21 protein-coding genes and 1 pseudogene are annotated in these 26,591 nt (G+C 62.4%); 9 read left to right on the top strand and 13 right to left on the bottom strand.

The genetic code is table 11. The annotated features are described in order from the left end of the window. Window positions 1-15: 15 nt before the first annotated feature. Both ABNT42_RS03980 and ABNT42_RS03975 read right to left on the bottom strand, forming a co-directional pair. Entirely contained in the window at window positions 16-2,337 is a 2,322-nt protein-coding gene (locus tag ABNT42_RS03980) for an FdhF/YdeP family oxidoreductase (protein WP_348694311.1), read from the bottom strand. A gap of 75 nt (window positions 2,338-2,412) precedes the next feature. Next, window positions 2,413-3,204: a hypothetical protein gene (locus ABNT42_RS03975; RefSeq protein WP_348694308.1), complete on the bottom strand. Its 792-nt coding sequence runs from the start codon at window positions 3,202-3,204 to the stop codon at window positions 2,413-2,415. Window positions 3,205-3,295: 91 nt separating this feature from the next. On the opposite strand from ABNT42_RS03975, the gene ABNT42_RS03970 reads away from it, so the two are divergent. After that, window positions 3,296-3,889, top strand: coding sequence for a DUF1801 domain-containing protein (locus ABNT42_RS03970; RefSeq protein WP_348694305.1), 594 nt, complete (start codon window positions 3,296-3,298; stop codon window positions 3,887-3,889). 133 nt (window positions 3,890-4,022) lie between these two features. On the opposite strand, the gene ABNT42_RS03965 is transcribed toward ABNT42_RS03970, so the two are convergent. The 5 genes from ABNT42_RS03965 to ABNT42_RS03945 form a co-directional block, all read right to left on the bottom strand. After that, window positions 4,023-4,310, bottom strand: a complete 288-nt coding sequence (locus tag ABNT42_RS03965; protein ID WP_348694302.1) for a hypothetical protein — start codon at window positions 4,308-4,310, stop codon at window positions 4,023-4,025. Between the two features lie 157 nt (window positions 4,311-4,467). Then, window positions 4,468-5,160 (bottom strand): ABC transporter ATP-binding protein, encoded by a 693-nt coding sequence (locus ABNT42_RS03960; protein ID WP_348694299.1) that lies wholly within the window; start codon window positions 5,158-5,160, stop codon window positions 4,468-4,470. Between the two features lie 11 nt (window positions 5,161-5,171). After that, window positions 5,172-5,963 (bottom strand): phosphonate ABC transporter, permease protein PhnE, encoded by a 792-nt coding sequence (gene phnE, locus ABNT42_RS03955; RefSeq protein ID WP_348694296.1) that lies wholly within the window; start codon window positions 5,961-5,963, stop codon window positions 5,172-5,174. Beyond that, window positions 5,960-6,793: an ABC transporter permease gene (locus ABNT42_RS03950; protein ID WP_348694293.1), complete on the bottom strand. Its 834-nt coding sequence runs from the start codon at window positions 6,791-6,793 to the stop codon at window positions 5,960-5,962. The genes phnE and ABNT42_RS03950 overlap by 4 nt, the downstream gene beginning before the upstream one ends. A 106-nt stretch (window positions 6,794-6,899) precedes the next feature. Beyond that, window positions 6,900-8,456, bottom strand: coding sequence for a cytochrome C (locus ABNT42_RS03945; RefSeq protein WP_348694290.1), 1,557 nt, complete (start codon window positions 8,454-8,456; stop codon window positions 6,900-6,902). 193 nt (window positions 8,457-8,649) lie between these two features. On the opposite strand from ABNT42_RS03945, the gene ABNT42_RS03940 reads away from it, so the two are divergent. Both ABNT42_RS03940 and ABNT42_RS03935 read left to right on the top strand, forming a co-directional pair. Beyond that, window positions 8,650-10,173, top strand: coding sequence for an ATP-binding protein (locus tag ABNT42_RS03940; protein WP_348694287.1), 1,524 nt, complete (start codon window positions 8,650-8,652; stop codon window positions 10,171-10,173). 15 nt (window positions 10,174-10,188) lie between these two features. Then, window positions 10,189-10,935 carry a response regulator gene (locus tag ABNT42_RS03935; RefSeq protein ID WP_348694284.1) on the top strand — a complete coding sequence of 249 codons (747 nt, stop codon included), beginning with the start codon at window positions 10,189-10,191 and terminating at the stop codon, window positions 10,933-10,935. A gap of 13 nt (window positions 10,936-10,948) precedes the next feature. On the opposite strand, the gene ABNT42_RS03930 is transcribed toward ABNT42_RS03935, so the two are convergent. Both ABNT42_RS03930 and ABNT42_RS03925 read right to left on the bottom strand, forming a co-directional pair. Further along, on the bottom strand, window positions 10,949-11,773 hold the full coding sequence (locus ABNT42_RS03930; RefSeq protein WP_348694449.1) for an ATP-binding cassette domain-containing protein: 825 nt from the start codon (window positions 11,771-11,773) through the stop codon (window positions 10,949-10,951). A gap of 18 nt (window positions 11,774-11,791) precedes the next feature. Next, window positions 11,792-12,667: a putative selenate ABC transporter substrate-binding protein gene (locus ABNT42_RS03925; RefSeq protein WP_348694281.1), complete on the bottom strand. Its 876-nt coding sequence runs from the start codon at window positions 12,665-12,667 to the stop codon at window positions 11,792-11,794. A 203-nt stretch (window positions 12,668-12,870) separates the two neighbouring features. On the opposite strand from ABNT42_RS03925, the gene egtD reads away from it, so the two are divergent. After that, window positions 12,871-13,836: an L-histidine N(alpha)-methyltransferase gene (egtD, locus tag ABNT42_RS03920; RefSeq protein WP_348694447.1), complete on the top strand. Its 966-nt coding sequence runs from the start codon at window positions 12,871-12,873 to the stop codon at window positions 13,834-13,836. Further along, window positions 13,833-15,083: an ergothioneine biosynthesis protein EgtB gene (gene egtB, locus ABNT42_RS03915; protein WP_348694279.1), complete on the top strand. Its 1,251-nt coding sequence runs from the start codon at window positions 13,833-13,835 to the stop codon at window positions 15,081-15,083. The genes egtD and egtB overlap by 4 nt, the downstream gene beginning before the upstream one ends. A 48-nt stretch (window positions 15,084-15,131) precedes the next feature. Here egtB and ABNT42_RS03910 read toward each other — a convergent pair whose 3' ends face one another. Both ABNT42_RS03910 and leuA read right to left on the bottom strand, forming a co-directional pair. Further along, a complete protein-coding gene (locus ABNT42_RS03910) occupies window positions 15,132-16,679 on the bottom strand; it encodes a methyl-accepting chemotaxis protein (RefSeq protein WP_348694276.1) in 1,548 nt (515 codons plus the stop codon). A gap of 145 nt (window positions 16,680-16,824) precedes the next feature. Further along, window positions 16,825-18,522 (bottom strand): 2-isopropylmalate synthase, encoded by a 1,698-nt coding sequence (leuA, locus tag ABNT42_RS03905; protein WP_348694273.1) that lies wholly within the window; start codon window positions 18,520-18,522, stop codon window positions 16,825-16,827. A 496-nt stretch (window positions 18,523-19,018) separates the two neighbouring features. Here leuA and ABNT42_RS03900 point away from each other — a divergent pair, with 496 nt between their 5' ends. Next, window positions 19,019-20,089: a rhodanese-like domain-containing protein gene (locus tag ABNT42_RS03900; protein WP_348694444.1), complete on the top strand. Its 1,071-nt coding sequence runs from the start codon at window positions 19,019-19,021 to the stop codon at window positions 20,087-20,089. A gap of 5 nt (window positions 20,090-20,094) precedes the next feature. Here the strand turns inward: ABNT42_RS03900 and selD are convergent, their stop codons facing one another. Then, window positions 20,095-21,141, bottom strand: a complete 1,047-nt coding sequence (gene selD, locus ABNT42_RS03895; RefSeq protein ID WP_348694270.1) for a selenide, water dikinase SelD — start codon at window positions 21,139-21,141, stop codon at window positions 20,095-20,097. A gap of 70 nt (window positions 21,142-21,211) precedes the next feature. Here selD and senA point away from each other — a divergent pair, with 70 nt between their 5' ends. The 3 genes from senA (at window position 21,212) to ABNT42_RS03880 (ending at window position 25,311) form a co-directional block, all read left to right on the top strand. Then, window positions 21,212-22,453, top strand: a complete 1,242-nt coding sequence (gene senA / locus ABNT42_RS03890) for a selenoneine synthase SenA (RefSeq protein ID WP_348694267.1) — start codon at window positions 21,212-21,214, stop codon at window positions 22,451-22,453. 85 nt (window positions 22,454-22,538) lie between these two features. Next, on the top strand, window positions 22,539-23,834 hold the full coding sequence (locus tag ABNT42_RS03885; RefSeq protein ID WP_348694265.1) for an amidohydrolase family protein: 1,296 nt from the start codon (window positions 22,539-22,541) through the stop codon (window positions 23,832-23,834). Between the two features lie 151 nt (window positions 23,835-23,985). Continuing rightward, window positions 23,986-25,311, top strand: coding sequence for a hypothetical protein (locus tag ABNT42_RS03880; protein WP_348694262.1), 1,326 nt, complete (start codon window positions 23,986-23,988; stop codon window positions 25,309-25,311). 71 nt (window positions 25,312-25,382) lie between these two features. On the opposite strand, the pseudogene ABNT42_RS03875 reads toward ABNT42_RS03880, so the two are convergent. Further along, a pseudogene (locus ABNT42_RS03875) lies at window positions 25,383-26,591 on the bottom strand (malic enzyme-like NAD(P)-binding protein); the annotation flags it as partial.

Genomic DNA, 26,591 nt, shown 5'->3' with positions numbered 1-26,591 from the left:
CTTGGTCTGTGCGGCTTATTCGGCCGACTCCTGTCGCAGCGAGCGTTGTAGCAGCACGGGGATGGATTTGGCAGTGGGCGTGCCGGCGCCGTCGGCCGTGCTATGCAGCGGCAGCAGGGCATTGGTTTCGGGGAAGTAGGCGCCCAGACAGCCGCGCGGAATAGCGTATTCCACCAGCAGGAAGCGTTCGGCACGACGTTCCACGCCATCTTCCCACACACTTTGCAGATCGACCCACTCGCCACGCTGGAAGCCCAGCATGGCCAGATCGTCACGGTGGATGAATAGCACGCGGCGCAGGCCGAACACACCGCGATAGCGGTCATCGAGGCCGTAGATGGTGGTGTTGTACTGATCGTGCGAACGGGCCGTCATCAGTACCATCAGGCGCTCGCCATGGATGGCGCGGGCGCGGTGGATGGGGGTATCCAGATCAAGCGGGTGCACCACAAACTGGGCTTTGCCGCTGGCCGTGCACCATTCGCGCTGGCGCGAAGCGACTTTCAGGTGGAAGCCGCCCGGCTGGGCCACCCGTGCATTGAAGTCATGGAAATCGTCGAACACTTGTGCGATAGCGTCGCGGATACGGGCGTAGTCGCTGGCATAGCCTAGCCAGTCCACTTTGCTACTGCCCAGCGTGGCATGGGCCAGCTGCGCCACGATCATGGTCTCCGACAGCAGTTCGCTCGACGCGGGTGTGTTCTGGCCATACGACAGGTGCACCATGCTCATCGAATCTTCCACCGTCACGCCTTGCGGCACGCCGTTCTGCAGATCGACTTCCGTGCGCCCCAGCGTAGGCAGCAGCAGGGCAGCCTTGCCATGTACCAGATGGCTGCGATTGAGTTTGGTGGCAATGTGCACGGTGAGGTCACAGGCGCGCAGGGCGGCCAAGGTCAGCGGCGTATCGGGCGTGGCCATGGCGAAGTTGCCGCCCAGTGCGATGAAGACTTTGACTTTACCGTCCAGCATGGCCTGTATGCTGTCCACCGTGTCGTAGCCGTGGCGCCGCGGCGGGGCAAAATCGAATACCTGCTGCAGGCGGTCGAGGAAGGCGGCCGCGGGCTTGTCTTCGATGCCCATGGTGCGGTCGCCCTGCACATTCGAGTGGCCGCGCACGGGGCACAGGCCGGCGCCACGCCGGCCGATATTCCCGCGCATCATCATCAGGTTGGACAGCAACTGGATGGTGGCCACGGCACCTTTGTGCTGGGTCAGACCCATGCCCCAGGTGCTGATCACATTCGCGCTGCGGCAGTAGATATCGGTCAGCTGGTCGATCTGCGCGCGCGGCACGCCTGATTCCTCCAGCAGCGCTGCCCATGACTGGTCGCGCAGATCCTGTGCAAACGCGGCGAAACCGCTGGTATGTTCGGCGATGAAGGCGTGGTCAAGCAGGCTGGCTGCGCCGCAAGCCTGCGCGGCATCATCGAGTTCCAGCAGGCGCTTGGCCACGCCTTTGATCAGGGCGAAATCGCCACCGAGGCGGGGCTGGATGAACAGCGAGCTGATGACAGTGCTGCCATTGCCCAGCATTTCGCTGGGGTGGGTGGGGCTGGTGAAGCGTTCCAGCCCCCGTTCGCGCAGGGGATTGATGGAGACGATGGTGGCGCCCCGTCTGGCGCAGGCGCGCAGTTCGCCCAGCATGCGCGGGTGGTTGGTGGCGGGATTCTGACCGAAGATGAAGAGCGCATCGGCGTGCTCGAAGTCGTCCAGCGTCACCGTGCCTTTACCCACGCCCACGGTGCCGGGCAGGCCGCGGCTGGTGGGTTCGTGGCATAGATTGGAGCAGTCGGGGAAGTTGTTGGTGCCATACATGCGCACGAACAGCTGGAAGAGAAAAGCGGCTTCGTTGGCGGTGCGGCCCGAGGTATAGAAAGTGGCCTGATCGGGATCGGGCAGGGCGCGCAAATGTTGCGCTACGATGGCAAAGGCGCGTTCCCAGCTAACGGGGCGGTAATGATCGCTGGCGCTATCGTATTCCATCGGCGCGGTCAGACGGCCATGCTGTTCCAGCTGGAAGTCGGTCTGCTGCAGTAGCGCGCTGACGCTATGCTGGGCGAAGAATTCGGCCCGTACACGCTTGCTGGTGGCTTCCGCCGCTACGGCTTTGACGCCGTTCTCGCAGAAGGCAAAGCTGGCACCGTTAGCCCGGTCTGGCCAGGCGCAGCCGGGGCAGTCGAAGCCACCGGGCTGGTTCTGGCTGAGTAGCGCGCGGCTGTGGCCGGCGCTGACTTTTTCGCGCACCAGATTGACGGCTACCTGTTTTACTGCCCCCCATCCTGCCGCAGCGTGCGGGTAAGGCTGTATGTGTCCGGGCGCTTTGTGCTTGGGCATCGGCGAGTTCCATAGTTTCCGTTGTGCGGAGTATAGAGCAGAATGCCGTGCTTGCGGCGCGCTACCGGCCGGTCGCTAGGGTTTGAGCAGATCGTCCATGGCCTTGCGCTGCTGCGCCAGGTAGGCCGGGCTGCGGCGCACGCGGCTGATGGTGTCCCACAGCTTTTCTACCAGCTGGGCATGGGCGTCGTAAAAGGCCGGCGAGAACACCAGATAGTAGTGTTCGTCGATGAATGGTATGGGCAGCATTTCGATCTTGCCGGCAAACTGGGGCAGCGTGAGTAACTGTGCGCCGTGGGTTTCCAGCGCGACGCTGAGATCGGAGCGGCCGGCCAGCATTTTCTGGAAATTGGCCTGCATGGAGCGGCCATTGGGGTCTATCGCTACGTTCAGCGCCTGCAGTCTTTCCCGTGGCATCACCATACCGAACGGCACCAGTACTGGCGTGCTCAGATGGCTGAAGCGCACGCCGTCCCACTCCACATTGCTGCCCACGCGGCGGAACACCATGCTGCGGCCGTTGATGATGGTGTGGCTGGTGTCGATCTCGCCATGCTGGAGCGGATAGCGGAATTCTACCGCCAGCGTGGGTATGTATGGTGAGGCGGGGAAGGCATCAGCGGCGCCCGTGCGCAGCATTTCGCGGCAGCGCGCCAGCGGTGCCGGCAGATAGACCAGCGTGATATCGAGTTCCTGCGCGGCCATGCGTACCAGCAGATCGGCAGTGCCCTGACCATCGGGGGTAATGTAGGGCAGGATTGCGCTGTCCGAGGTGCACAGTCGGAGCGTAATGGCATGTGCCGGCAGCAGCATGGTGCAGCCTAGCGTCAGGGCCAGAAGCGTTGCAAGCAGGCGGGAACGATACATAGGCTACTCCGCGTAGTGATATACACATTCTACCGTTGCCGTTGCGGGATTTGGTATATTGGCGCTTCCCGCCACTTAGACAGTCGCTTTTATGCCCACGCTCGATCCTCGCGTAGATGCCTATATCGCCCAGGCGGCGCCGTTCGCCCAGGCCATTTTGACCCACCTGCGTGCAGTGGTGCACCAGACCTGTCCCGCAGTGGAAGAAACCATGAAGTGGAGTTTCCCGCACTTTATGTACAAGGGCATGTTGTGCAGCATGGCCGCATTCAAGGCGCACTGCGCGCTGAATTTCTGGAAGGCCGAGCTGCTGATGGGCGACGCGGCCCAGCGCGACGCCATGGGCCAGTTCGGCCGCATCACGGCGCTGGAGGATCTGCCGCCTGTGGCGCAATTGCAGTCCTATCTGCAGCAGGCGATGCAGCTTAACGATGACGGCGTGGCACAGCCGCGCGCCCGCACGCCGCGCAGCACTAGCGTGACACTGCCGGATGATCTGCGCGAGGCGCTAGCGCAGCAGGCAGCCGCACAGCAGCATTTTGCCGCCTTCAGTCCCAGCAAGCAGCGCGATTACATCGAGTGGCTGGAGGAGGCCAAGACGGAGACTACCCGTACGCGCAGGCGCGAACAGGCCGTGGCGTGGATAGCCGAAGGCAAAGCACGTAACTGGAAATACGAAAAATAAGCGAGGAAGCTGGCGCAGCGTTGCTAGTGCGGGGAGCGGTGTCGTTCAGCAGGGTTTGGGCTGTACGCGGTTATTTCTGAGGGCGCCGGTTGGCGCATGCCGGCGCCTGGCATGGCACTAGCGGTCGGGCTGCTCAATGCATCGAGGCAGTCGATAGTTCTTTCAGTTCCCGTATGCTGATGTCCGACTTTTCATGCATACGCAGCAAAATGGTCGCGCCTACGGTGAGTTTGCGATGACGAATTTTGCTGATAATCGGAGGTTGTACCTCCAAAACTCGGCAGAGTTCTGCGTCGTTTTTCAGGTTCATCTTTTCGATCAAAGTGTCAAGCAGCTTGTTCGGGACGAAACTGGATGGTTCCAGAGCCCGAGCACGATTCATGGCTTCGATCAGTTCCAGCTTTTTTTGCCGTACGTTCATGATTGCTCCTCCTTTGCTCAAAACGTAAATCAAAGATGACGTTTCCTGGCAGGGCTAGCGCCCACACTCTTATCGGAATGCGGAGCGCTACTCAACATTCTTGATAACCATGCAAGTTAGGTAAATCATACTACGACGCTACGTTTTGACAAATGAATTAGCTTGTTTTTTGGTCAAACAGCTTGACGTTTGTTGTTTCTTGTATGCCAATCTTTGATAAATGAAGGACTTTGTCGCTCATTGCTGCAGCAGAAGTGGCGTGCGTCACCATGATGGCGCAGGCACCGCTGGCTTTGATCTCGCGCACCAGCAGTTCGAGGATGCTGTGTGCCGTGTCGGGATCGAGATTGCCGGTAGGTTCATCGGCCAGCACCAGCGCGGGACGGTGTACCAGCGCGCGGGCGATGGCAACGCGCTGCATTTCGCCACCCGATAACTGGTGCGGGAAATCGTGATCGCGTCCGCCCAGTCCCACCGCGGCCAGCATTTCGCTGGCGCGTGCCGTGGGCAGGCCGTTAAGCAGCAGTGGCAGGGCCACATTCTGCGCCAGCGTCAGGTGGGGCAGTACATGGAAGGCCTGAAAAATGAAGCCCATGCGCTGGCGCCGCAGACGGGTGGCCGCATCGTCATCGAGGCTGGCCAGCGCCACACCATCGACCATGATGGCATCGGCAGGGCAGCTGGCATCGGGCGTATCGAGGCCGGCGATCAGGTTCAGCAGGGTGGATTTACCGACTCCCGAATCACCCATGATGGCGACGAATTCGCCGGCCTTGAAATGCCAGTTCACATCGTTCAGCACCGTGCGGCCATTGCCGTAGGTTTTACTTAGGTGACGCAGTTCTAGCATGGGGTGTTCCATCAGCGGGTGAGGGCGCGGCGCAGAGCAAAGCTGATGCCATCGACCATGGCTACCAGCAGCAGCATGGCGAGTATCACCGTGGCTGCCGACTGCATCTGGAATAGCGACAGGTGGTATTTCAGCATCTGGCCCAGACCGCCGGCACCCACGACGCCGAGGATGGCGGCAGCGCGGATATTGTTCTCCCAGCGGTACAGCGTGTAGGACAGCATCTGCGGCAGGGTCTGTGGCAGGGTAGCGTAGAAGAAGGCTGCCGTGGCGCTGGCGCCGTTGGTGCGCAGGGTCTGCTCCGGCAGGGGCGCAGCATTTTCCAGCGCGTCGGCAAACAGCCGGCCCAGCACACCGGCCGTGTGGGCGGCCAGTGCCAGCGTGCCGCCGAATGGGCCCAGACCAGCGGCGATCAGCAAAATGGCCGCCCATACCAGTTCCGGTATCGAGCGCAGCACGTTGAGCAGGCTGCGCATGGCCACCCGCGCCGTGCCGCCCATGCGGCCGGAGGCGGGCAGCGAAAATAGCAGCGCGGCCGCCACGGCTAGCAAAGTGCCCAGTGCCGACATGGCCATGGTTTCGATGGCAGCCCAGCCGGTCTTGATCAGGAACGGCGTGGCCAGTTCCGGCGGGGCGAAGCCGGCCAGTAGTTCCAGCACGCTGCGCACAGCATCGAGGGTAAAGAATTCGCGCCACTTGAGCGGCAGCGTTGCAAAACTGGCGACGATGAGCAGCAGTACCAGCAGCATCAGGCTGATCACGGTCCAGTCGCGTGCTGGCGGCGAGGGCAGGCGGGGCTTCATCCTAGTCGGCGGCGTAAGGTTTTGGAGAACAGGTCGGCCAGTGCTACCAGTGCCACGAACACCAGTAGCATGGAACTGACTTCGGCACCGGCCAGCATTTTCATCGATTCATCCATGCGCTGGCCCAGCCCACCGGCGCCGACGAAACCCATGACGACCGAGCCGCGAATTGCGCACTCCCAGCGGTACACAGTGTAGGACATCAGTTCGGCCGCCGCTTCCGGCAGGGCGCCATACAGCAGCGCAGCCAGCCGCCCGCTGCCATTGGCCAGCAGGGCATTGCTGGCGCGCGCGTCGGACGATTCGAGTATCTCTGCATACACCTTGCCCAGCATGCCGCAGTAGGTGAGGGCAATCGCCAGCACGCCGGCTGTGGGGCCGAGGCCGATGATGCGCACGAATAGCAGCGCCCATACCAGTTCCGGCACGCTGCGCAGCACCACCATTTTCCAGCGCACCAGCTGGCGTATGGCGCGCGCCAGCGGTTGCATGCGTCCCGTGCCCAGCCGCGAAATCGACAGCTGTTCGTTGATGATCAGGGTGGCAGGGATGGCGCCGATCAGCGCGAGGGTCAGGCCGGCGGTGGCGATGGCCACGGTCTGCCAGGTCTGCTCGGCCAGCATCAGGAGGAATTCGCTACCGTGTGCCGGCACCAGAAAATCGGCCAGGAAACGGCCGGTGGCGCTCAGGCTCTGCCAGTCCAGCAGCAGCCATGGTTTGAACTCCGTTACCACCAGCATGGGCCACAGCAGGATCAGCGCCACGGCGCTGGCGGCGAGGCGGCCGCGCCATGCAGGATCGGGGTGGGTGCTGGTCAGCGTGGAGGTCATCGGGCGGAGCGGGCAGTCGGTCTGTGGAGCAGCCGCTATGATAGCAAAGATAGCAGTACCACAGCAGCTCATGCTGTCGCCCGGCTATGCCCCGCCCCCCCGCCCGCTACAGGGCTTTCAGGAAGGCTGCCAGATCGGCCGCTTCCTGCGCCGTGTAGCCGATATTGAAGCGGGTGTCGTAGAACTGCACCAGTTGTTCGATGGTCGCGGCCGAGCCGTCGTGGAAATACGGCGAGCGCGATTCCAGTCCGCGCAGGCTGGGCACTTTGAAACGGCCGATGTCCTTCCATTTACCACTGAGCATGGCGGCGCCCGGATCGCTCACGCTGATAGTTTCGCCGCTGGCGTTATTGCGCAGGGTGTACAGGGGCAGATCGGCGCTACGCCGGCTGGCCGCCGCTACGCCCGTATTGAACATGCGTGGCACGGATTGCGAACCTATGCCCGGTGCATCGTGGCAGCTGGTGCAACTGCCCCGGGTCAGCGGACGGCGCAGCTCGTCGTTGAAGCCGGCCACGCCGGTAATGGCAAAGCCCTTGTTGTTGAAAATCTGTTCGCCGCGGGCGATGGCGGCGCGCGCCACATCGGTAGGCGTGGCGGGCACGGGCGGGCGGCCGCGCTGGGCCGGTGCCTGCGGCCGGTCCAGATTGCGCCATGCGCCGAACAGGCTGATGACATCGCGGTTGAAGGGCGTGCCGGTCTGGTAGTCGCCCGCGTCGAGATCGTTGATGCCGAAATAGTAGGCCGTCTGCGACAGTGGCAGCGGGCCGCCGAAGGCGCCGGCGCTATTCAGGCTGCCCGCAGTGCTGGAACTGATCTGGGCGGTGAACAGGGTGCGTTCGAAATCGACGATGGCGCGCTGCTGGGCGGCACTCAGATCGCTGGCGGCTTCGGCGTGGCCCCGTACGGCGTCATTGGCCTGATGCAGCAGACTGTTATCGATGCTGTCGAAGCATAGCGCCGGCCGCACATTGCGCAGGCAGTTTGCGCCGCTGCTGGCGCTGGCAGTTTCGCGGCTATCCCACATTACGCTGCTGAGGAATTTCAGATTGGTGGTGGGCAGCGGGCGGCGGAACAGCGACAGTTCACGCGCGCTGGCGTAATGGTAGGGGTCATCCACGCTGCTCAGGGTGAATTCGGCTGCGGCGGGCAGGGGCAGGCCCACCCGTATCAGCCCCTTGCCCAGCAGCAGAGCGTAGGCCAGCCGCTTCTGTTCCAGTGTGCCGGTGGGCGCCAGTGGCGAAACGGCACCATCGACGCTGCGGAAGACGGGATCTAGGCCGGCGCTGCTATTGAAGCGGGCGGCCAGCTTGTCCGGTCCTATGCTCCAGCCATTATCGGGCTGGTGGCAGCTGGCGCAGCTGCGCCCGTTGCCCATGGCCAGAAAGAAGGGATTGGCCGTATCGATGCTGCCCGTGCTGCTCAGCGTGAGTGCACTGCCGGCAGCGTTGCTGACCGGCTGCAGGGGATCGGGCGCCACGGCCAGCACGCTGACGGGCGAGGTGGCGCCTTGCACCACGCGCGCGCTGGCGCCTTGCACTACCCGTGTCTCGGCGCTGCTGCTGGCCGTGTCAGTGCCGCCGCCACCACAGCCGCCCAGCAGGGTGGTGGCGAACATGGTCATGGCCAGAGGTGCCGGAGCGAGGTAACGAAGTTGGCGCATGGTAGTCTCCCTGAGTGTGCTGTTGATGACGCCAGCTTGGCGGGCAAATGTGCAGGAAAAATGCAGAATGCAATTTCTGTTGCTCAAAAACAGCAATTCGCTGGCGCCCGCCGGCCGTCCACATGTCGTTCACATTTGGTGCACATTCGGCAGGTATGATGAGAACCGGTGCAATAGCAATCACAGGAAGCTCATGCTCAACCGTTGGCGTTTGACGATCGCTCGCAAACTGGCGCTGGCCATTACGGCCATTGTGCTGCTGTGTCTGGGCACCATGGCATGGGTCACCAATCTGAGCCTGCAGCGGGGCTTTGTTTCCTACCTGAACCAGTTGCAGACACAGGATATGGACCAGCTGCGGGTATTGCTGGAGCAGCACTACCGGCGTGAAGGGGATTTCGAATGGCTGCGCGGCCGGCCCCGCGTGCTGGGCGATCTGCTGGCGGAAATGCAGCCGCAACTGCAGGCCGATGGCGCTGGCGACCGGCCTCACCGTCGCCGCCATGAAGGGCGCCACCGTCCGCCGCGCGAAGAGGAACCGTCCGGCGATGGCCGTCCGGCGCCGCCACCGCGGCCGCGTGCCGATCCGCCGCCCAACCGGCACGATCCGGTGGGCTTCCTGTCGCGCATATCCATTGTCGATGCAGCTGGCCGTACGCTGATCGGTCCGGCCGATTTCCCGCCCGGGATAGAACGCGAGATCAAGGTGGACGGGCAGGTGGTTGGTCGCATGCGGCTGCTGCCGCTGCGTCAGGCCAGCGGCTCCGATGCCAGTGCGGCACTGTTCCTGAGCGACCAGTTGCGCAACATCGTGCTGCTGGCCTGTGCTTTACTCGGGCTGGCCGTACTGGCCGCGATCTGGCTGGCGCGCCACTTGCTGCGCCCCGTGGCGGCGCTGCGCGATGTGACGGCGCAGCTGGCGCGCGGTGAATTCTCGGCCCGTGCACCGCTGCTGTCGCGCGACGAACTGGCTGAACTGGCGCTGCATGTGAACGCCATGGCAGAAGCTTTGCAGGCGAGCGAACAGCAGCGCCGCCAGCAGCTGGCCGATGTGTCGCACGAACTGCGCACGCCGCTGTCGGTGATACGGGGCGAAATCGAGGCGCTGCAGGATGGTATCCGTCAGGCCGATGCGCAGGCGCTGGCCTCGCTGCACGCGGAAGTGCTGCGCCTGAACCAGCTGGTAGACGATCTGCACCAGCTCACCATGGCCGATGCGGGCGATCTGCAGTACGACTGGCAGGTGCTGGAGCTGGCGCCTTTGCTGCTGCCCTTGCTGATGCGCTATCAGGTGCGGGCGCGCGAGCACGGGCTGGACCTGAGCTGGCAGCTGACGTCCCAGCCGCAGCCCTTGTGCGTGCGCGCCGATGCGGGCCGTCTGACGCAGGTGCTGATCAATCTGCTGGAAAACAGTCTGCGCTATACCGATAGCGGCGGGCAGATCGTGCTGACCCTGCATGCTCTGGCGGGACAGGCGGAAATTACGCTGGAAGATACGGCGCCCGGTGTGCCGGCCGGCGCGCATGGCCAGTTGTTCGAGCGGCTATATCGGGTCGATGCGGCGCGTACGCGCGAGCGCGGCGGCAGCGGGCTGGGACTGGCCATCTGCCGCGCGCTGGTACAGGCGCATGGCGGCACGATCAGTGCAAGTGCGTCGGTACTGGGGGGTGTGCGCATGCAGTTACGCCTGCCGCTGCATACCGCGGGCATTCACTAGAAAATGAAAGCGACGATGGAACCGCAGCGTCACATACTGATTGTGGAAGATGACAGCAAGATTGCAGCCCTGCTCAACGACTATTTCGTGGCAGCGGGCTACCGCTGCAGCCATGTGGCCGATGGTCTGAGTGCGCTGGCGCAGGTGCGTAACGGTGGGGTGGATCTGATGCTGCTCGATCTGATGCTGCCGCAAATGGATGGCATCAGCGTATGCCGCGCGGTGCGCGAATTTTCCGATCTGCCCATCATCATGCTGACCGCCAGGGTAACGGAAATCGATCGGCTGCTCGGGCTGGAGACAGGCGCCGACGATTATGTGTGCAAGCCCTTCAGCCCGCGTGAGGTGGTGGCGCGGGCGCGCGTGCATCTGCGCCGCAGCGGGGCAGTGACAGTATCCGCAGCGGCACCGTCCAGCGTTGCCAGCACAGTTGTCGGTGCTAATGGGCACGTGGCCAGCCTGCAAGCGGCCAGTGCGGCGGCGCGACTGGTGGTGCAGCGCGAGCAGATGCGCATTATGCTGGACGGTCAGGCGCTGGTGCTCACGCCGGTGGAGTTCCGCCTGCTGGCGGAACTGATCGCCCACCCCCAGCGGGTGTATTCGCGCCAGCAGCTGCTTGACCTATCACACGAAGACCAGCGCGACACCAGTGACCGCACGGTAGATTCACATATCCGTAATCTGCGTCGCAAACTGGGCGAACATGCCGAATGCCTGCAATCTGTTTACGGTGTGGGCTACCGCTACGAGGCGGAGCGCTGAAGCGCCCGCCGGATTACAGGCAGGCGCCGGCGCCGGGAATGACGGCCAGCGGGTCGATCACAGGCACTGGCGGCACCACTGCATCGGGCACTTCGCCCTGGTACAGCGTGGCGATCATGGCTGGTGTAACCTGTTCGCGCGGCAGATCGAACGCTATACGGCCATTGCGTAGCGCGATGATGCGGGGGAAGTGGGCCAGTGCCAGTTCCACCTGATGCAGGCTGCAGATCAGGGTGGCGTTGCGCTGGTGTGCTTCCTCGCGCAGGGTGTTCAGCGTGAGGCTGGACAGCGCCGGATCGAGTGCCGATAGCGGTTCGTCCACCAGCAGCGCCTGTGCCGGCGACAGCAGCAGCCGCGCCAGTGCGCAGCGCTGGCGTTCGCCGCCGGACAGACGGTCTACCCGCGAGTACAGCTTGTCGCCCAGATTGAAGCGCGACAGCGCCTGCCATGCCGCCTCGGGATCGGCCGGTTTGAATAGCGAGGCCAGTGCACGCCACAAGCTCCACTGCGGCAGGTTGGCGGCCAGCACCGCCGTCACCACGCGCTGGCGCGGTGGTAGCGGCGGTGTTTGCGGTGCCAGAAACAGCTTGGCGCGCAGGCGGTGGCGTTCGCCATGCGATAGCTGCCATGGTGATACGCCGAAGGCCTGCATGCTGCCGCTGGCCGGTTGCTGGGCCAGTGCCAGCGTGGCCAGCAGGGTAGTCTTGCCGGCGCCCGAAGGGCCGATCAGGGCGATCTGCTCGCCCTGCGCAACACTCAGGTTCAGGCTATGCAGCGCGGCCTGCTGCGCTGCGCCGGGATGGCGCACCGTCAGTTCCTGCAGTTGATAAGTCAGCATCATCTACTTCTTCAGCAATTACTTCTTCAGCAGACCGGCATTCTGGGCAGCGGCTTCGATGGCGCCGTAGTTTTCTGCCTTGGTAGGAATGAACTTGGAAGCACGCTGCAGATCCATGATGACCTTGTCCTGTGGGTTTTTCGGATCCAGTGCGAGGAAGGCGTCGGTCAGCTTTTTCTTCAGATCGGCGTTCATGTCGCTACGTACGCTCCAGTTGTAATCGTAGTAGCCGGGGGTGGTGTAGAACACCCGCACCACGGCCGGATCAACCTTCTTCTCGCCCACCAGCTTTTCCCACACGGAGATATTCAGTGCACCAGCGTCGACCTTGCCGCCCGCAACGGCGGCCACGGTGGCGTCATGCGCGCCGGAGAAGGCGATGCGTTTCAGATCGGTGTCCGGATTGATTTTGGCGGCCAGCAGGAAGGAGCGCGGCATCAGGTGGCCCGAAGTCGACGACTCGGAACCGAAGCTCAGGGTGCGGCCTTTCAGGTCTTCCAGCTTGCTGATGTCCTTGTTGGTGGTGATGAACACGGAGCGGAATTTTTCATCTTCGGCACGCTGCACCAGCGGGGTAATCTGGTTCTTGCTGCGGTCTTTGGCCTGTACGAAGGTGAAGCCGCCGAACCAGACCATGTCCACTTTCTTGTTGATCAGGGCTTCCACCGAAGCGGCGTAGTCGGTCACGGGGGTGAATTCCACCTTCATGCCGATTTTCTTCTCCAGATATTCGCCCAGTGGCTTGAACTTGCGCTGCAATTCGGTCGGTGCTTCGTCAGGGATGGCCGACACACGGAAGACGTGATCGGCCGACTGGGCCTGAGCAAAGGCGGTAGCGGCCAGCAGCGAGGCGGCGAACAGGGATTTGAGCGTGTTCATAGGGGAAAACTTCATGGCGGTGACCTTATCCTTGTGGTGGTTGATTGATGGTCTGGGTGAGACGCCGCACTGTCATACTGGCGTCACACGGGAAAATACGACTTCAGCTATCATAGCAAACATCCGCAGCCGGGATCATCACCTTGAAAGGGTTAGTAATGATGCAGATGACGGAAAGTTGCAGCACCCGGCCACTGGCTCCCATCGCCAGCAGCGGCATGGAAGCGGAGCCTTGCGGCGAAGCGCCACTAGCACATGGCAACCCTGCCGTACTGGCCGAAATTGGCGCCGGTCTGCTGGCACGCCGGCCCCATATCTCGCCCAAATACCTGTATGACACGCTCGGTTCGCGCCTGTTCGAAGCCATCTGCGAGCTCGATGAATACTATCCCACCCGTACCGAGGCGGCGATTTTTGCACAGCACGGCGAAGCGATTGCTGCCTGCGTGGGGCAGGGCGTCAGTCTGATTGATCTGGGCGCCGGCAATTGCGCCAAGGCGGCCAGTCTGTTCCCGCTATTGCAACCGCAGCAGTATGTGCCGCTGGATATCTCGGTCGATTTTCTGAGCGCGGCCGTGGCCGGATTGCAGCAGCGCTTTCCTGCCATCGCCATGACGCCGCTGGGGGTGGATTTTTCCGCCGGTTTTCAGCTTCCCGAACACGTGCATCCGCAGCGGCGGGTGTTCTTCTATCCCGGCTCCTCGATTGGTAACTTCTCGCCGCCGCAGGCGGTGGCACTGCTGCGTAATCTGCGCGACAACCTCGGGGCCGATGGCGGTTTGCTGATCGGTATCGATCTGGTCAAGCAGAGCAGCGTGCTCGATGCTGCCTATAACGATGCGCTGGGCGTGACGGCCGCCTTCAATCTTAACCTGCTGCGCCATGTGAACCGGCTGGCCGGTGCCAACTTCGAACTGCGCCAGTGGCAGCATTGCGCCTACTTCGACGAGGCGGCCAGCCGCATCGAAATGCACCTGCAGGCGCAGTGCGACGTCAGCGTACGCTGGCAGGGCGGTGAGCGGCAGTTCGCCCGTGGTGAACGCATTCACACGGAAGACAGCTACAAGTACACCCGCAGCGGCTTCCGCCAGTTACTCGGCAGTGCAGGCTTCGAAGAAGTGCAGTGCTGGACTGATACGTCCTGCTGGTTTGCCGTGCTGTATGCGCGGGCGGTGAACCGGTGAGCGCCCTGCAGCAGCAATACCGGCAGGTGCGGCGCCATACGCTGGCGCTGGCCGAACCTTTGTCCGACGAGGATTGCAGCGCCCAGTCGATGACGGATGCCAGCCCCGTGAAATGGCATCTGGCGCACACCACGTGGTTTTTCGAGACCTTTATTCTGGAACGCATGGAGCGCAATTTCACGCCTTTCCATGCGGCCTTCCGCGTACTGTTCAATTCCTACTACAACGGCATAGGCGAGAAGCACCCGCGTGCCCAGCGCGGCCTGCTGACACGGCCCTCCATGGCCGAAGTACGTGCCTACCGCAGCAACGTGGATGAGCGTATGTTGCGCCTGCTGGCTGAGAGCAGCGATGCTGATGGCGCGGCACAGCGGGAACAACTGGCCACGCTGGCTAGCCTGGTAACGCTGGGACTGCAGCATGAACAGCAGCATCAGGAGTTGCTGCTGACAGATGTGAAGCATCTGCTGGCACAGAACCCGCTGCTGCCTGCCTATCTGGCGCAGCCTGTGTCGCCCGCGCAGGCCGCCACGGCGCAACAATGGCTGCCGTTTGACGGCGGACTCTGCGAGATCGGCTATGCAGGGACTGGCTTCTGCTTCGATAACGAACTGCCACGCCACCGCCAGTATCTGGCACCGTTTGAACTGGCTGCACGGCTGGTGACGAATGGCGAATATCTGGCCTTCATCGATGCGGGCGGCTACCGCAACGCCAGCCTGTGGCTGGCCGAGGGCTGGGACTGGGTACGTAGCCAGCAACTGGCGGCACCGATCTACTGGCGGCAGGATAGTGCAGGGCAGTGGCACGAATTCACGCTGTCTGGCGAACAGCCGCTCGATCTGGCGCGGCCAGCCTGCCACCTGTCGCTGTTTGAAGCCGATGCCTATGCGCGCTGGGCCGATGCACGTCTGCCCACGGAGGCCGAATGGGAATGTGCCGCGCAGAATGCTGCGCAAAATGTTGCGCCGAGTGCTGCGCAGCAGAGCGGCGCTGGATTACAGCAGATGTTCGAACATGGCTGGCAGTGGACCAGCAGCAGCTATGCTGCCTATCCCGGATTCCGCGCGGCGGCTGGTGCACTGGGTGAATACAATGGCAAATTCATGCTGAACCAGTATGTGCTGCGCGGTTCTTCCAGCGCCACGCCGGCCGGACACGCGCGCAGCAGCTATCGCAACTTTTTCCCCGCTGGCGCCCGCTGGCAATTCACCGCGCTGCGACTGGCGCGCGACGCTGCGCGCTAATTGTGTAAGCCCGCAGGCGCGCCAGCCTAGGCTGCTGGCACGGCGGGTTTAGCCGGCAATACGGAACTGGCTGACCATCTGGCTCAGTTCATCGGCCTGATCCTGCATGGCCGCTGCTGCAGCAGCAGCCTGTTCGACCAGTGCCGCGTTCTGCTGGGTCACTTCATCCATCTGGCTGATGGCAATGTTGATCTGCTCGATGCCGCCTAGTTGCTCGGTATCGGCACGGGTGATATCGCCCACGATGGAGGTGACGCGGCGTATGCTTTCCTGCACCTCGTCCATGGTACTGCCAGCCAGTTCCACCTGCTTGGCGCCGGCCGAGACTTTGTCCACCGAGTCGTCGATGAGCTCTTTGATCTCTTTGGCCGCTGCCGCCGAGCGCTGGGCCAGATTGCGCACTTCCGTCGCCACCACGGCAAAGCCGCGCCCCTGTTCGCCCGCGCGTGCCGCTTCGACGGCGGCGTTCAGCGCCAGAATATTGGTCTGGAAGGCGATGCCGTCGATCACCGCGATGATGTCGACGATTTTGCGCGAGGAGTCATTGATGGAGTTCATCGTGCCCACGACCTGACCCACCACTTCGCCGCCACGGCGTGCCACTTCATTGGCGGCGCGCGCCAGTTCATTGGCTTCGATGGCATGGCCGGCGTTGTTCTTGACGGTGCTGGTCAGCTCTTCCATCGAGGCGGCGGTTTCTTCCAGCGAACTGGCCTGTTCTTCCGTGCGCGAGGACAGATCCATATTGCCGCTGGCGATTTCGCTCGAGGCGGTGCGGATCGCCATCGTGCCGCCGCGTACCCTTCCCACGATGTCGGACAGATTGTCTGTCATCTGGCGCAGCGCCGTCAGCAGCTGACCCATTTCATCGGTATGCTCATGGCTGATGCGGCAGGTCAGATCGCCTTTGGCGACGGCTTCTGCGGCGGCCACGGCCACAGCGATCGGCGCCGTGATTGACTGGGTCACGCGCCATGCGGCAAAGGCGCCGAAAGCCAGCGCGGCCAGCCCCACCCAGATCATCAGCTGGGTGGCTACTTTGATGTTGTGCTCGATGTTGGCGCCGTGTTCGGTTACCAGCGCGCGCTGCAGGTCATTCAGTTTGCGGACGGATTCCTGCAGGGTAGACAGTTTGGGCATCATGTCGTTACGCAGGGCGGCCTGCGCTTCGTCGCGCTGGCCGGCACCCAGCAGTTTGCCTACCTGCGTGAACGACACCACATAGGCTTTGCGCTGTTCGCGGATATCGCGCAGCAGCGCCTTGCCTTCTTCGCGGTAGACCAGTTTGTCCAGCGTTTCCAGTGCGGCCGTAATAGCTTTCTTGTTGCTATCGATTTCCTTGTAGATGGCGGCGACTCTGCCCGCATCGTCGGTAGTGAACAGTTCCAGTGTGAGCGCGGAATTGGCCCGCGTGGTGCTGCTGACCAGTGCTGCCGCATCGGCCTTGACCCAGTCCTGATCGATGATGGCGCTGCTCAGTGTGCCGATGCCGTTAAGCCGTTGCAGGCTGACGCCGATCACGATGGCCATGAGTAGTAGTACGGCACCAAAGGCAGCGCCCAGACGCGCGCCGATTTTCAGGTTGGAGATGAACATGATCGCATTTCCTAGGCGGGTGGATTTAGATCGAGTATATCCACATTGTTAGAATGGAGAATTTAGGATGTTGCAACACAACAACGAAAAGGCCCCGTATTTCTACGCGGCCTTTCATTATTTATTTACTATTAAATAAATGCTATCAAACAGGTGCGGTTGTCTTGCTTTCCGGCATCGTTTCGCTGCGTTTCAGCTGGCGGTTGACGGCGCTCAGCACCGCTTTGAATGACGCCGTGACGATATTGCTGTCGATCGCTGCGCCGAACAGGGTAGGCCCGTTGGCCAGACGCAGTTCCACGTAGCAGGCCGCTTTGGCATTGGCACCCGAACCGATCGAATGCTCGTGGTAGTCCATCAGTTTGATGTCCAGTCCCAGTGCATTGACGAAGGCATCGATCGGGCCGTTGCCGCCGCCTTGCAGCGCCAGTGGCGCATGCTGATGCAGCAGGGCGATATCGATCTGCACTGGCTCGTCGCTGGTGGTGTCTTCGGTCAGTTTGTGGGCGCTGTAGGCATACGGCGTGACAGGCTCGAAGTATTCTTTGCTGAAGATGTCGTATATGCCTTGCGCGGTGATCTCCAGACCGGTGGCATCGGCCACAGCCTGCACGGCGCGGCTAAATTCGATCTGCAGACGGCGTGGCAGCACCAAGCCGTAATCCTGTTCGAGCAGATAGGCCATGCCGCCTTTGCCGGACTGGCTGTTGACGCGAATTACGGCGTCATAGCTGCGGCCCAGATCCTGCGGGTCGATCGGCAGATAGGGGATTTCCCACAGCGCGCCTTCCTGCTGCTGGGCGAAGCCTTTCTTGATGGCGTCCTGATGCGAGCCGGAGAAGGCGGTGAATACCAGATCGCCCACATACGGATGGCGCGGATGCACAGGCAGCTGGTTGCACTCTTCCACCACCTTGCGCACTTCGTCGATGTCGGAGAAGTCCAGCCCCGGATGCACGCCCTGGGTGTACAGATTGAGCGCCAGCGTGACCAGATCGACGTTGCCGGTGCGCTCGCCGTTACCGAACAAGCAGCCTTCCACGCGGTCGGCGCCAGCCATCACAGCCAGTTCTGCCGAGGCCACGGCAGTGCCGCGGTCATTGTGCGGGTGCACGCTGATGATCAGCGAATCACGTCGCGCCAGCTTGCGCGACATCCATTCGATCTGGTCGGCGTACACATTCGGCGTGCTGCATTCCACCGTTGATGGCAGGTTGATGATCATTTTTTTCGACGGCGTCGGTTCCCAGATGGCCGTGACGGCGTCGCAGATGTGCTTGGAGAAGTCCAGTTCCGTAGTGGAGAACGACTCCGGCGTATATTCGAAGCCCCAGTCGGTCTGCGGGTGCTGCTTGACCAGTTCCTTGACCAGTTTGGTGCCGGTGGTGGCGATATTGGTGATCTGTTCGCGCGACATGCCGAACACCACTTTGCGGAATACTGGCGCCACCGAGTTATACAGGTGGACGATGGCGCGCTTGGCGCCCGCCGCCGATTCCACTGTGCGGCGGATCAGTTCTTCGCGCGACTGGGTCAGCACGATGATGGTCACGTCGTCGGGAATGCGGTTTTCCTCGATCAGCATGCGCACGAAGTCGAAATCGGTTTGCGACGCGGACGGGAAGCCCACTTCGATTTCCTTCAGGCCGATTTTTACCAGCAGTTCGAAGAAACGCAGCTTTTTCTCGGTGCTCATAGGCTCGATCAGCGCCTGATTGCCATCACGCAGATCGGTGCTCATCCAGATCGGTGGACGGCTGATGATCTGGTTAGGCCACTGGCGATCGGTCAGTTGAACGGCGGGGAAGGCGCGGTATTTCGCTGCCGGATTTTGCAACATCATGGGGTGCTCCTGAGTCTTGAAAAAGAAAAGTGCTGGATGCCGGCCTAGGCTGGCGCTCTGCTGTGGCAACTGGCTGCCGGGCGGCCACGGGACACTAGGCCAGGCAACCGATCGGTAGCATTAGCAGTAGCGGCAGAGCGCATGCGTGCACAGGCAGCGCGCGATAAGCCGCGGTGCAGGCGCTGGTGCAAACGCTGGTGCTAACTTGAGCATGGGTAGCCGGGTGGAACATCGGTGCAAACTTTCCTGGGTTTTTGAAGACTGGAGGGGCTTGTGGCCGCCGCCGGGGGTACAGCTGGAACGCGATTTAGGCGCGTGCTAGTAGACGCGCTGCTAGCGATAGGGCGCTGGCAGGCGATAGCAGGAAAGCGGATAGTTGCAGATGCGAGGTCATGGCCTTAAATGTACGAGAAAGCCGGCGCAAGTGTCAAGCAAAATTGCTTGAAGGATCACGGGAGTCTGGTATCGTGAGGTTTTTTTGCCGGATACTGCCATGTTGATCTTCCGCCAGCTGTACGATGCCGCGTCCTCCACCTACACCTATCTTCTGGGCGACCGCGCCAGTGGCGAGGCGCTACTGATCGATCCCGTCTACGAGCAGGTGCCGCGCGATCTGGCCTTGCTGGAAGAACTGGGCTTGCGGCTGGTGGCCACACTCGATACCCACGTCCATGCCGACCATGTGACGGGTGCATGGCGTTTGAGCCAGCGCTGCGGTAGCCGCATTGCGGTGGCAGCGGTGGCCGGTGCGCAGGGTGTGCAGCGCGCGCTCAAGCACATGGATACGGTGAGCTTCGGCAGCCGTCACGTGGCCGTGCGCGCCACGCCGGGCCACACCAATGGCTGCCTGACGTTTGTGCTGGATGACCAGACCATGGCCTTTACGGGAGATTGTCTGCTGATCCGTGGCTGCGGCCGCACCGACTTCCAGCAGGGCAGTCCGCGCCATCTGTTTGCTTCCGTGCGTGGACAGATTCTGACCCTGCCCGATGACTGTCTGCTGTATCCGGGCCACGATTACCGCGGCATTACCGTGACCACCGTGGCGGAGGAGCGTCGCTACAATCCGCGTCTGGGCGGCGATGTGGATGTGGGCGATTTCACCGGCTATATGGACAACCTGCACCTGCCTCATCCCAAGCAGATGGCGGTGGCGGTGCCGGCCAATCTGCGCTGCGGCCAGCCGGAAGGCGCGGCGCCACCCATGGATAATCCGGACTGGGCGCCGCTGACACTGCGCTTTAGCGGGGTGTGGGAAATCGAGCCTATGGCCTTGCTGGAACTGGGTGATCGCGTACAGATCGTCGATGTGCGCGAGCAGGCCGAGTTCATCGATCAGCTAGGCCATTTGCAGGGCGCCAAGCTGGTGCCGCTGTCGCAACTGACGGAGCGGGTGGATGAATTCGAGCGCGAGCGTCCGCTGGTGGTGGTGTGCCGCTCCGGCGTGCGCTCGGCGCAGGCCAGCGTGCTGCTGACCAAGGCCGGCTTCACGCAGGTGGCCAATCTGGCGGGCGGCATGCTGCGCTGGCGCGGCGAAGCGCTGCCGGTGGAGAGCGCCTCAGAATAGTCCCGTCAGGCGACGACGACGCGTGCTGCACCGGCCTGCATCTGGCCGATCACGCTGGCGTGTACGAAGCCTTCGCGCTGGAACAGGGCCAGCACATCGTCTACTCTGGCCGGATCGCACGATACCAGCAGGCCGCCCGAAGTCTGCGGATCCGTCAGCAGCATATGCTGCGCCTGCGTGATGCTGGCCGCCAGCTGCACATCCTTGCCATAGCCTTCCCAGTTGCGCCCCGATGCGCCCGTGAAGTAGCCGTCGTGCGCCAGCTGTTCCACGCCCGGCAGCAGCGGGATATCGGCCATCTTCAGCTGTGCTTCCAGCCCTGCGCCGCGCGCCAGTTCCAGCAGGTGGCCCAGCAGGCCGAAGCCCGTCACGTCCGTCATGGCGTGTACGCCGGCCAGTTCCGACAGCGCCTTGCCCGGCTTATTCAGCTTGGTGGTATTGGCGATCATGGCCTGATAGCCGGCCGCATCGAGCTGGCCTTTCTTCAGTGCGGCCGATAGCACGCCCACGCCCAGCGGTTTGCCCAGAATGAGTACGTCGCCCGCCTTGGCATCGGCATTGCGCTTCACTCGCTTGGGGTGCACCAGACCCATCACCACCAGTCCGTAGATAGGTTCGACCGAATCGATGGTGTGGCCGCCAGCGATAGGGATGCCCGCTTCGGCGCAGATCGATTCGCCGCCTTTGATGATCTGGCCGATGGTCTCGATCGGCAGTTTGTTGATCGGCATGCCTACCAGTGCCAGCGCCATGATGGGCGTGCCGCCCATGGCGTACACGTCGGAGATGGCGTTGGTGGCTGCGATGCGGCCGAAATCATACGGGTCGTCGACGATGGGCATGAAGAAATCGGTGGTGGCGATCAGCGCCTGTTCTTCATTGAGCTGGTAGACCGCTGCATCGTCCGAAGTTTCTATCCCCACCAGCAGTTCTTTCGGGACGGGGAAGCCGGCGGAATTCTTGAGTATCTGGGACAGTACGCCGGGCGCGATCTTGCAGCCGCAGCCGCCGCCGTGCGAGAACGAAGTCAGGCGGATAGGTTCATTGCTCATGGTGGGTTTCCTGATGTCGGATCGATGATGGCAGATTATCGCCCAAGTGTGACATCTGCGCACCTCTGGCATGCAGTACAAAATCGCCCAACAGCGCTACAATCAGGCCATGACGATACTCGCCCCTTCGTTTCGCACCGCCACGCCGCAGCAGCTGGCGCAAGCCCTGCGTCAGGCGCGCAGCAACACGCTGGCGCTGTTCGAGTGCTTTGTGGCGGCCGGTCTGGATCAGGCCAGACAGGTGCCGCAGCTGCGTTACCTGAATCCGCCCGTGTGGGAGGTGGGGCATATCGCCTGGGTGGCCGAGTGGTATGTGCTGCGCAGGGCCAGTTCCAGCGAAGCGCAGGATGCCCACGGCAACTGCCTATTGCGTTGCGGCGATAGCTGGTTCGATGCCAACCGTGTGCCGCATGCGCAGCGCTGGCAGCTTGATTTGCCTGCAGCCGGTGCGCTGAAAACCTACTGCCACGAAGTGCTGGACCGCGTGCTCGATAAGCTGATGCGCGAGCCCGACGACGCGGCCGCGCTATTCCCTTACCAGCTGGTGCTGGCGCATGAAGATCTGCATGGCGAGGCCATGCTAGCTGCCTTGCAGGTACTGGGGCTGGCAGCGCCGAAACCAGCCACGCAGGTGCGCCAGCTGGCCTATGCACCCAGCGAAATCGGCTTCCCTGGCGGCAGCATCGAGATCGGCAGCGCGCGCGGTAGCGGCTACGCGTTCGATAACGAGCAGCCGGCACATAGCTGCCGCGTGGCGCCGTTCAGCATCGACAGCGCGCTGGTCAGCAACGCCCAGTTTGCCGACTTTGTCGACGATGGCGGGTACGATCAGCGCCAGTTCTGGAGCACTGCCGGTGCCGACTGGATGATGCGGCAGGAGCGTTCGGCGCCGCGCTACTGGCAGCGCGATGGGGCGCAGTGGCGCTGCATGCGTTTCGGCCGGCTAGCCACGCTGGCCGGTGCCGAACCGGTACGTCACCTCAATCTGTATGAAGCACAGGCTTACTGTGCGTGGGCGGGGCGCCGCCTGCCGACGGAAATCGAATGGGAATATGCCGCCCGTTCCGGCCATCCGGCGTTCCGCTGGGGCCAGTTGTGCGAGTGGACCGCGTCGCCGTTCGAACCCTATCCGGATTTTCAGCCGGGCCCCGAGCGGCAGTATTCGGCAGACTGCTTTACCAGCCATCAGGTGCTGCGCGGTGCTTCGTTCGCTACGCCACAACGCATGCTGTCGACCCGCATGCGCCATTTCGAACTGCCGGAACGCGATGATCTGTTCACCGGCCTGCGCACCTGTGCCTGGCCGCGCTGATATTGCCGTGGTTTTTTAAACCAGACGTACGCCAATCGGGAAGGGCTCTGCTATGCTTTTCTTTTCCAGTGAAAGGGCGTTCTCCATGAATTTCAAGCATCTCCTGATTTCCGCCGCCATGATCGGCGCCGCCAGCACTGCCGTGCCCACTATTGCTGCAGCCGACCATGGCAAAGTGGTAGTCATCCGCGCCGGCAAACTGGTGGACGTGGTGGCTGGCACGGTACTCAAAGACCAGACCATCGTGGTCGAGGGCGAGCGTATCAGCGCAGTCGGCCCTACGGCCAGCACCAAGGTGCCGAGCGGCGCACAGGTAATCGACCTGTCCGGCCAGACTGTGATGCCGGGCTTTATCGACATGCACACCCATCTGACCAACGACGCCAAACTGGGTGGCTACAATGCGCTGGGTGTCTCCGATACCCGCGCTGCGCTGTATGGCGTGCGCGCAGCGCGCCTGACGCTGGAAGCCGGTTTTACCTCGGTGCGTAATGTGGGCGCAGGCGGTTTTGGCGATGTGGCGCTGCGCGATGCGATCAATGACGGCGATTTCATCGGCCCGCGCATGCGCACTGCCGCCTATGCGATCGGCATACAGGGCGGCCACTGCGATGAAAACATGCTGCCGCCGGATATGAAAGTGACGGGACGCGGTGTGGCCGACGGCCCGTGGGAAGCCCGTGCCCGCGTGCGCGAAATGGTCAAATACGGCGCCGATGTGATCAAGATCTGTGCTTCCGGCGGCGTGCTGTCGAAAGGCGACGAGCCGGGTGCGCAGCAGTACACGCTGGAAGAAATGCAGGCCATCGTGGCGGAAGCCCATAAACTGGGTCGCAAAGTGGCAGCGCACGCACACGGCACCAGCAGCATCCGCGATGCCATCATCGCCGGGGTGGATTCGATCGAACACGCCAGCCTGATTGACGAAGAAGGCATCCGTCTGGCGCGCGAAAAAGGTGTGTATCTGGTGATGGACATCTATAACGACGACTACATCCTGCAGGAGGGCGAGAAGGCCGGCATGCTGCCCGAGTCCATCGCCAAGGAAAAAGTCATCGGCCAGACCCAGCGCGACAACTTCCGTAAAGCCTTCCAAGGCGGCGCCAAAATGGCCTTCGGTTCCGATTCCGGCGTCTACCCGCACGGCGACAACGGCAAGCAGTTCGCCTACATGGTCAAGTACGGCATGACGCCTATGCAGGCAATCCAGTCGGCCACCGTGAATGCGGCTGATCTGATGGGCTGGAAAGACAGCGTGGGTTCGCTTAGCGTCGGCAAGTTTGCCGATATCGTTGCAGTAAAAGGTGATCCGCTTGCCAATGTTGACGAACTGACCAAAATGAGTTTCGTCATGAAGGGCGGCGCGGTGATCCGTCGCTAACACCCGCACGGGTGGCTGTGCGCGCCGCTACTGCGGCCTGCGCGGTCATCCTGCTGGCTCGCAAGGTCATGCTGTTGTGGCGCAGATGGTATAGGGCAGTGTTAGCTTTTCTATATACTTTTTGCTTTCAGTTTGTGCCCTGCGAGCCCGTATGCGTTTTCAAGCTTTTCCCCGCCAGCTAGCCTGCCTGCTGCTGGCGACCTCACTGGGCGCCTGCGGTGGCGGTGCGTCGTCTTCCTCTTCTTCCTCTTCCAGTGCGCAGAATGGTGCCGTCAGCGGCAGTAGCACCGCTACGCCGGATTCGACCGCCAGCATTACGGTGGATAGCCCGAAACTGGTAACGCTGGCCGGCAATGTGGCGCTCAAGGGGCTGGGCGAAGCGCTGGTAGTGGGCGAGCGCATTGTTGTACTCTCTGCTTCGGATGCGGAAATCACGCTGAACAAAAAACAGGTGCACCCGCGCACCCGCCTGAGCGTGCTGGATAAGGATGGTACGCTGCTCTCCAGCACCGATTATGCGTTCACGCTGGCCGATGGCTATGTGGGCGAATGGCTGCTGCTACCGGCGCCCGACGGTTTTGTCATGCTGCAGGCTGGACCCGGCACGCGCATGCTGAAGTTCGATACGCAGGCCAGATTGCAGGGCAGTGCCATCGACCTGTATCCGGCCGTGGCAGCAACCTCGACGACCGAACTGGCGGCCGCTGAAAATGCCGCTGCGGTGGATGGCAACGGCTTCTGGCTGGCCACCACCTTCTCGCTGCTGCCCGTTAATGACAAGACCCAGTATCTGCTCAAGCTATGCAAATACGATTTTGCGGGGCGTCAGCTAACGCCACCGTTCGAGATCGCACTGTCGGCCGTGAAGCCGCACGTGGCCACCTCGAATGGCACGGTGCTGACCACGTGGCTAGATGGCTCGACCGCCATGCTGGCCATGTGGCCGAAAGGTCTCGGGGCTCCGGTGATTCATTCGCTGGGCACGGGCGGTGCGGAACCGCTGCCGCTGGCGCTCGATGGCAACGGCAGAATGGGCGCGATCTGGAATGGCAAAGCCACCTTCACTAGTCCGGGCGGGGTGATGGGTGTGGCACTCGATAAGAATGGCGTGGCAGTACTGCCGACGGGGCGCACGGAGCTGGGGCAGGAAGTGCTGTCCAGCCAGTGGGCCGCAGCAGGACGGGCGCCTTATATCGATACGCGTCTGTACAAGAATAATCTGCTGCTGGCCGATGTGGGCATAGGCAATTATGCCAGCGGCGATGCGCAGGGTGACGTGCTGGTGCTGGCCGATTACGGCATCGGCACGGCCGCACTATCGGAACAGAAGGCCACCATCAAGCGTCTGCGCCTGTATGGCGGCGCGCTGGTGATGGGGAATTATGCGGTGCTGCGCCAGCTGATGTTCAGCGATCATAGCCTGCTGCTGGTGGGTGATGAGTACCATCTGGAAGTGTTCCGCATCACCCGTCCGTAAGCTGGCGCTGGCGCTGGCGCTGGTGCCGTCCGGCGCAGCGGCAGGCGTTACAGCAGATTCTCGGCCAGATCCTTGAGGTCTTCTGCATACACCAGCTCATCGAGCTGCTTGCGTGCCACGCCGCTGCGGAATGCAGCAGCGGCGATTTTCGGCGTAACGCCGGACAGCAGGCGCGGATCGAGCAGACCCGGTACCACGTAGTCCTTGCCGAAACGGCTGTCGCTGCGGGCCATCTCGGCCAGCGCCATCACGCAAGCGCGCTTCATTTCCTGATTGATGGTGGAAGCGCCGCTATCGAGCGCTGCACGGAACAGGTAAGGGAAGCACAGCGCGTTATTGATCTGGTTAGGGTAGTCGGAACGGCCGGTGGCGATGATGGCATCCGGTGCCGCTTCGCGTACCAGTTCCGGCCGCAGTTCAGGTTCCGGATTGGCCAGCGTGAACACGATAGGCTGTTTGCTCATCTGCTCGATATCGCGCGGCGACAGCACACCCGGTCCGGATACGCCGAGGAATACATCGGCACCCACCATCACCTGTGACAGCGTCGTGGCATCGGTGTCCTGTGCCCATGCGGCTTTCTCGCCATCGAGCTGACGGCGCGTGGTCAGCACGCCTTTGCTGTCGCAGACGAAAATGTTCTCGCGCTTGGCGCCCAGATCGAGCAGCAGATCGAGACAGGCCATGGCGGCAGCGCCGGCGCCGGAGCAGACGATTTTCACGTTGCCGATCTCGCGCCCGCTCAGCTGCAGTGCATTGATCATGCCGGCGCCCACCACGATGGCAGTGCCGTGCTGGTCGTCATGGAACACGGGAATGGCCAGCCGCTCGCGCAGCTTGCGTTCGATGTAGAAGCATTCTGGCGCCTTGATATCTTCCAGATTGATGCCGCCGAAAGTAGGGTGCAGGGCCGCGATGATATCCACCAGTTTGTCCGGATCGGTTTCATCGATTTCGATATCGAAGGCATCGATACCGGCGAACTTCTTGAACAGTACGACTTTGCCTTCCATCACAGGCTTGCCGGCCAGTGCGCCGATATTGCCCAGACCTAGCACGGCGCTGCCGTTGGTAATCACGCCGACCAGATTGCCTTTGGCCGTGTATTCGTAGGCGCGTGCCGGCTCGCGCTGGATTTCCACGCAGGGGGCGGCCACGCCGGGCGAATAGGCCAGTGCCAGATCTTCCTGCGTGCCGACGCTCTTGGTCACTTCAATGGCGATTTTGCCGGCGCTGCCCTGACGGTGATAGGCCAGCGCTTTCTGTTCGATGGTGCTCAT

The organism is Duganella fentianensis, from assembly GCF_964031615.1.
GTDB lineage: Bacteria > Pseudomonadota > Gammaproteobacteria > Burkholderiales > Burkholderiaceae_D > Rugamonas > Rugamonas fentianensis_A.
This window is presented reverse-complemented; position numbering and strand designations above follow the sequence as displayed.

Coding starts and splice junctions, on each gene's coding strand:
- ABNT42_RS03980 (WP_348694311.1), bottom strand. CDS start 2,337: ATGCCCAAGCACAAAGCGCCCGGACACATACAGCCTTACCCGCACGCT.
- ABNT42_RS03950 (WP_348694293.1), bottom strand. CDS start 6,793: ATGACCTCCACGCTGACCAGCACCCACCCCGATCCTGCATGGCGCGGC.
- ABNT42_RS03975 (WP_348694308.1), bottom strand. CDS start 3,204: ATGTATCGTTCCCGCCTGCTTGCAACGCTTCTGGCCCTGACGCTAGGC.
- ABNT42_RS03970 (WP_348694305.1), top strand. CDS start 3,296: ATGCCCACGCTCGATCCTCGCGTAGATGCCTATATCGCCCAGGCGGCG.
- ABNT42_RS03925 (WP_348694281.1), bottom strand. CDS start 12,667: ATGAAGTTTTCCCCTATGAACACGCTCAAATCCCTGTTCGCCGCCTCG.
- phnE (WP_348694296.1), bottom strand. CDS start 5,963: ATGAAGCCCCGCCTGCCCTCGCCGCCAGCACGCGACTGGACCGTGATC.
- ABNT42_RS03940 (WP_348694287.1), top strand. CDS start 8,650: ATGCTCAACCGTTGGCGTTTGACGATCGCTCGCAAACTGGCGCTGGCC.
- selD (WP_348694270.1), bottom strand. CDS start 21,141: ATGAGCAATGAACCTATCCGCCTGACTTCGTTCTCGCACGGCGGCGGC.
- senA (WP_348694267.1), top strand. CDS start 21,212: ATGCAGTACAAAATCGCCCAACAGCGCTACAATCAGGCCATGACGATA.
- leuA (WP_348694273.1), bottom strand. CDS start 18,522: ATGATGTTGCAAAATCCGGCAGCGAAATACCGCGCCTTCCCCGCCGTT.
- ABNT42_RS03960 (WP_348694299.1), bottom strand. CDS start 5,160: ATGCTAGAACTGCGTCACCTAAGTAAAACCTACGGCAATGGCCGCACG.
- ABNT42_RS03880 (WP_348694262.1), top strand. CDS start 23,986: ATGCGTTTTCAAGCTTTTCCCCGCCAGCTAGCCTGCCTGCTGCTGGCG.
- ABNT42_RS03945 (WP_348694290.1), bottom strand. CDS start 8,456: ATGCGCCAACTTCGTTACCTCGCTCCGGCACCTCTGGCCATGACCATG.
- ABNT42_RS03885 (WP_348694265.1), top strand. CDS start 22,539: ATGAATTTCAAGCATCTCCTGATTTCCGCCGCCATGATCGGCGCCGCC.
- ABNT42_RS03930 (WP_348694449.1), bottom strand. CDS start 11,773: ATGCTGACTTATCAACTGCAGGAACTGACGGTGCGCCATCCCGGCGCA.
- egtD (WP_348694447.1), top strand. CDS start 12,871: ATGGAAGCGGAGCCTTGCGGCGAAGCGCCACTAGCACATGGCAACCCT.
- ABNT42_RS03910 (WP_348694276.1), bottom strand. CDS start 16,679: ATGTTCATCTCCAACCTGAAAATCGGCGCGCGTCTGGGCGCTGCCTTT.
- ABNT42_RS03935 (WP_348694284.1), top strand. CDS start 10,189: ATGGAACCGCAGCGTCACATACTGATTGTGGAAGATGACAGCAAGATT.
- ABNT42_RS03965 (WP_348694302.1), bottom strand. CDS start 4,310: ATGAACGTACGGCAAAAAAAGCTGGAACTGATCGAAGCCATGAATCGT.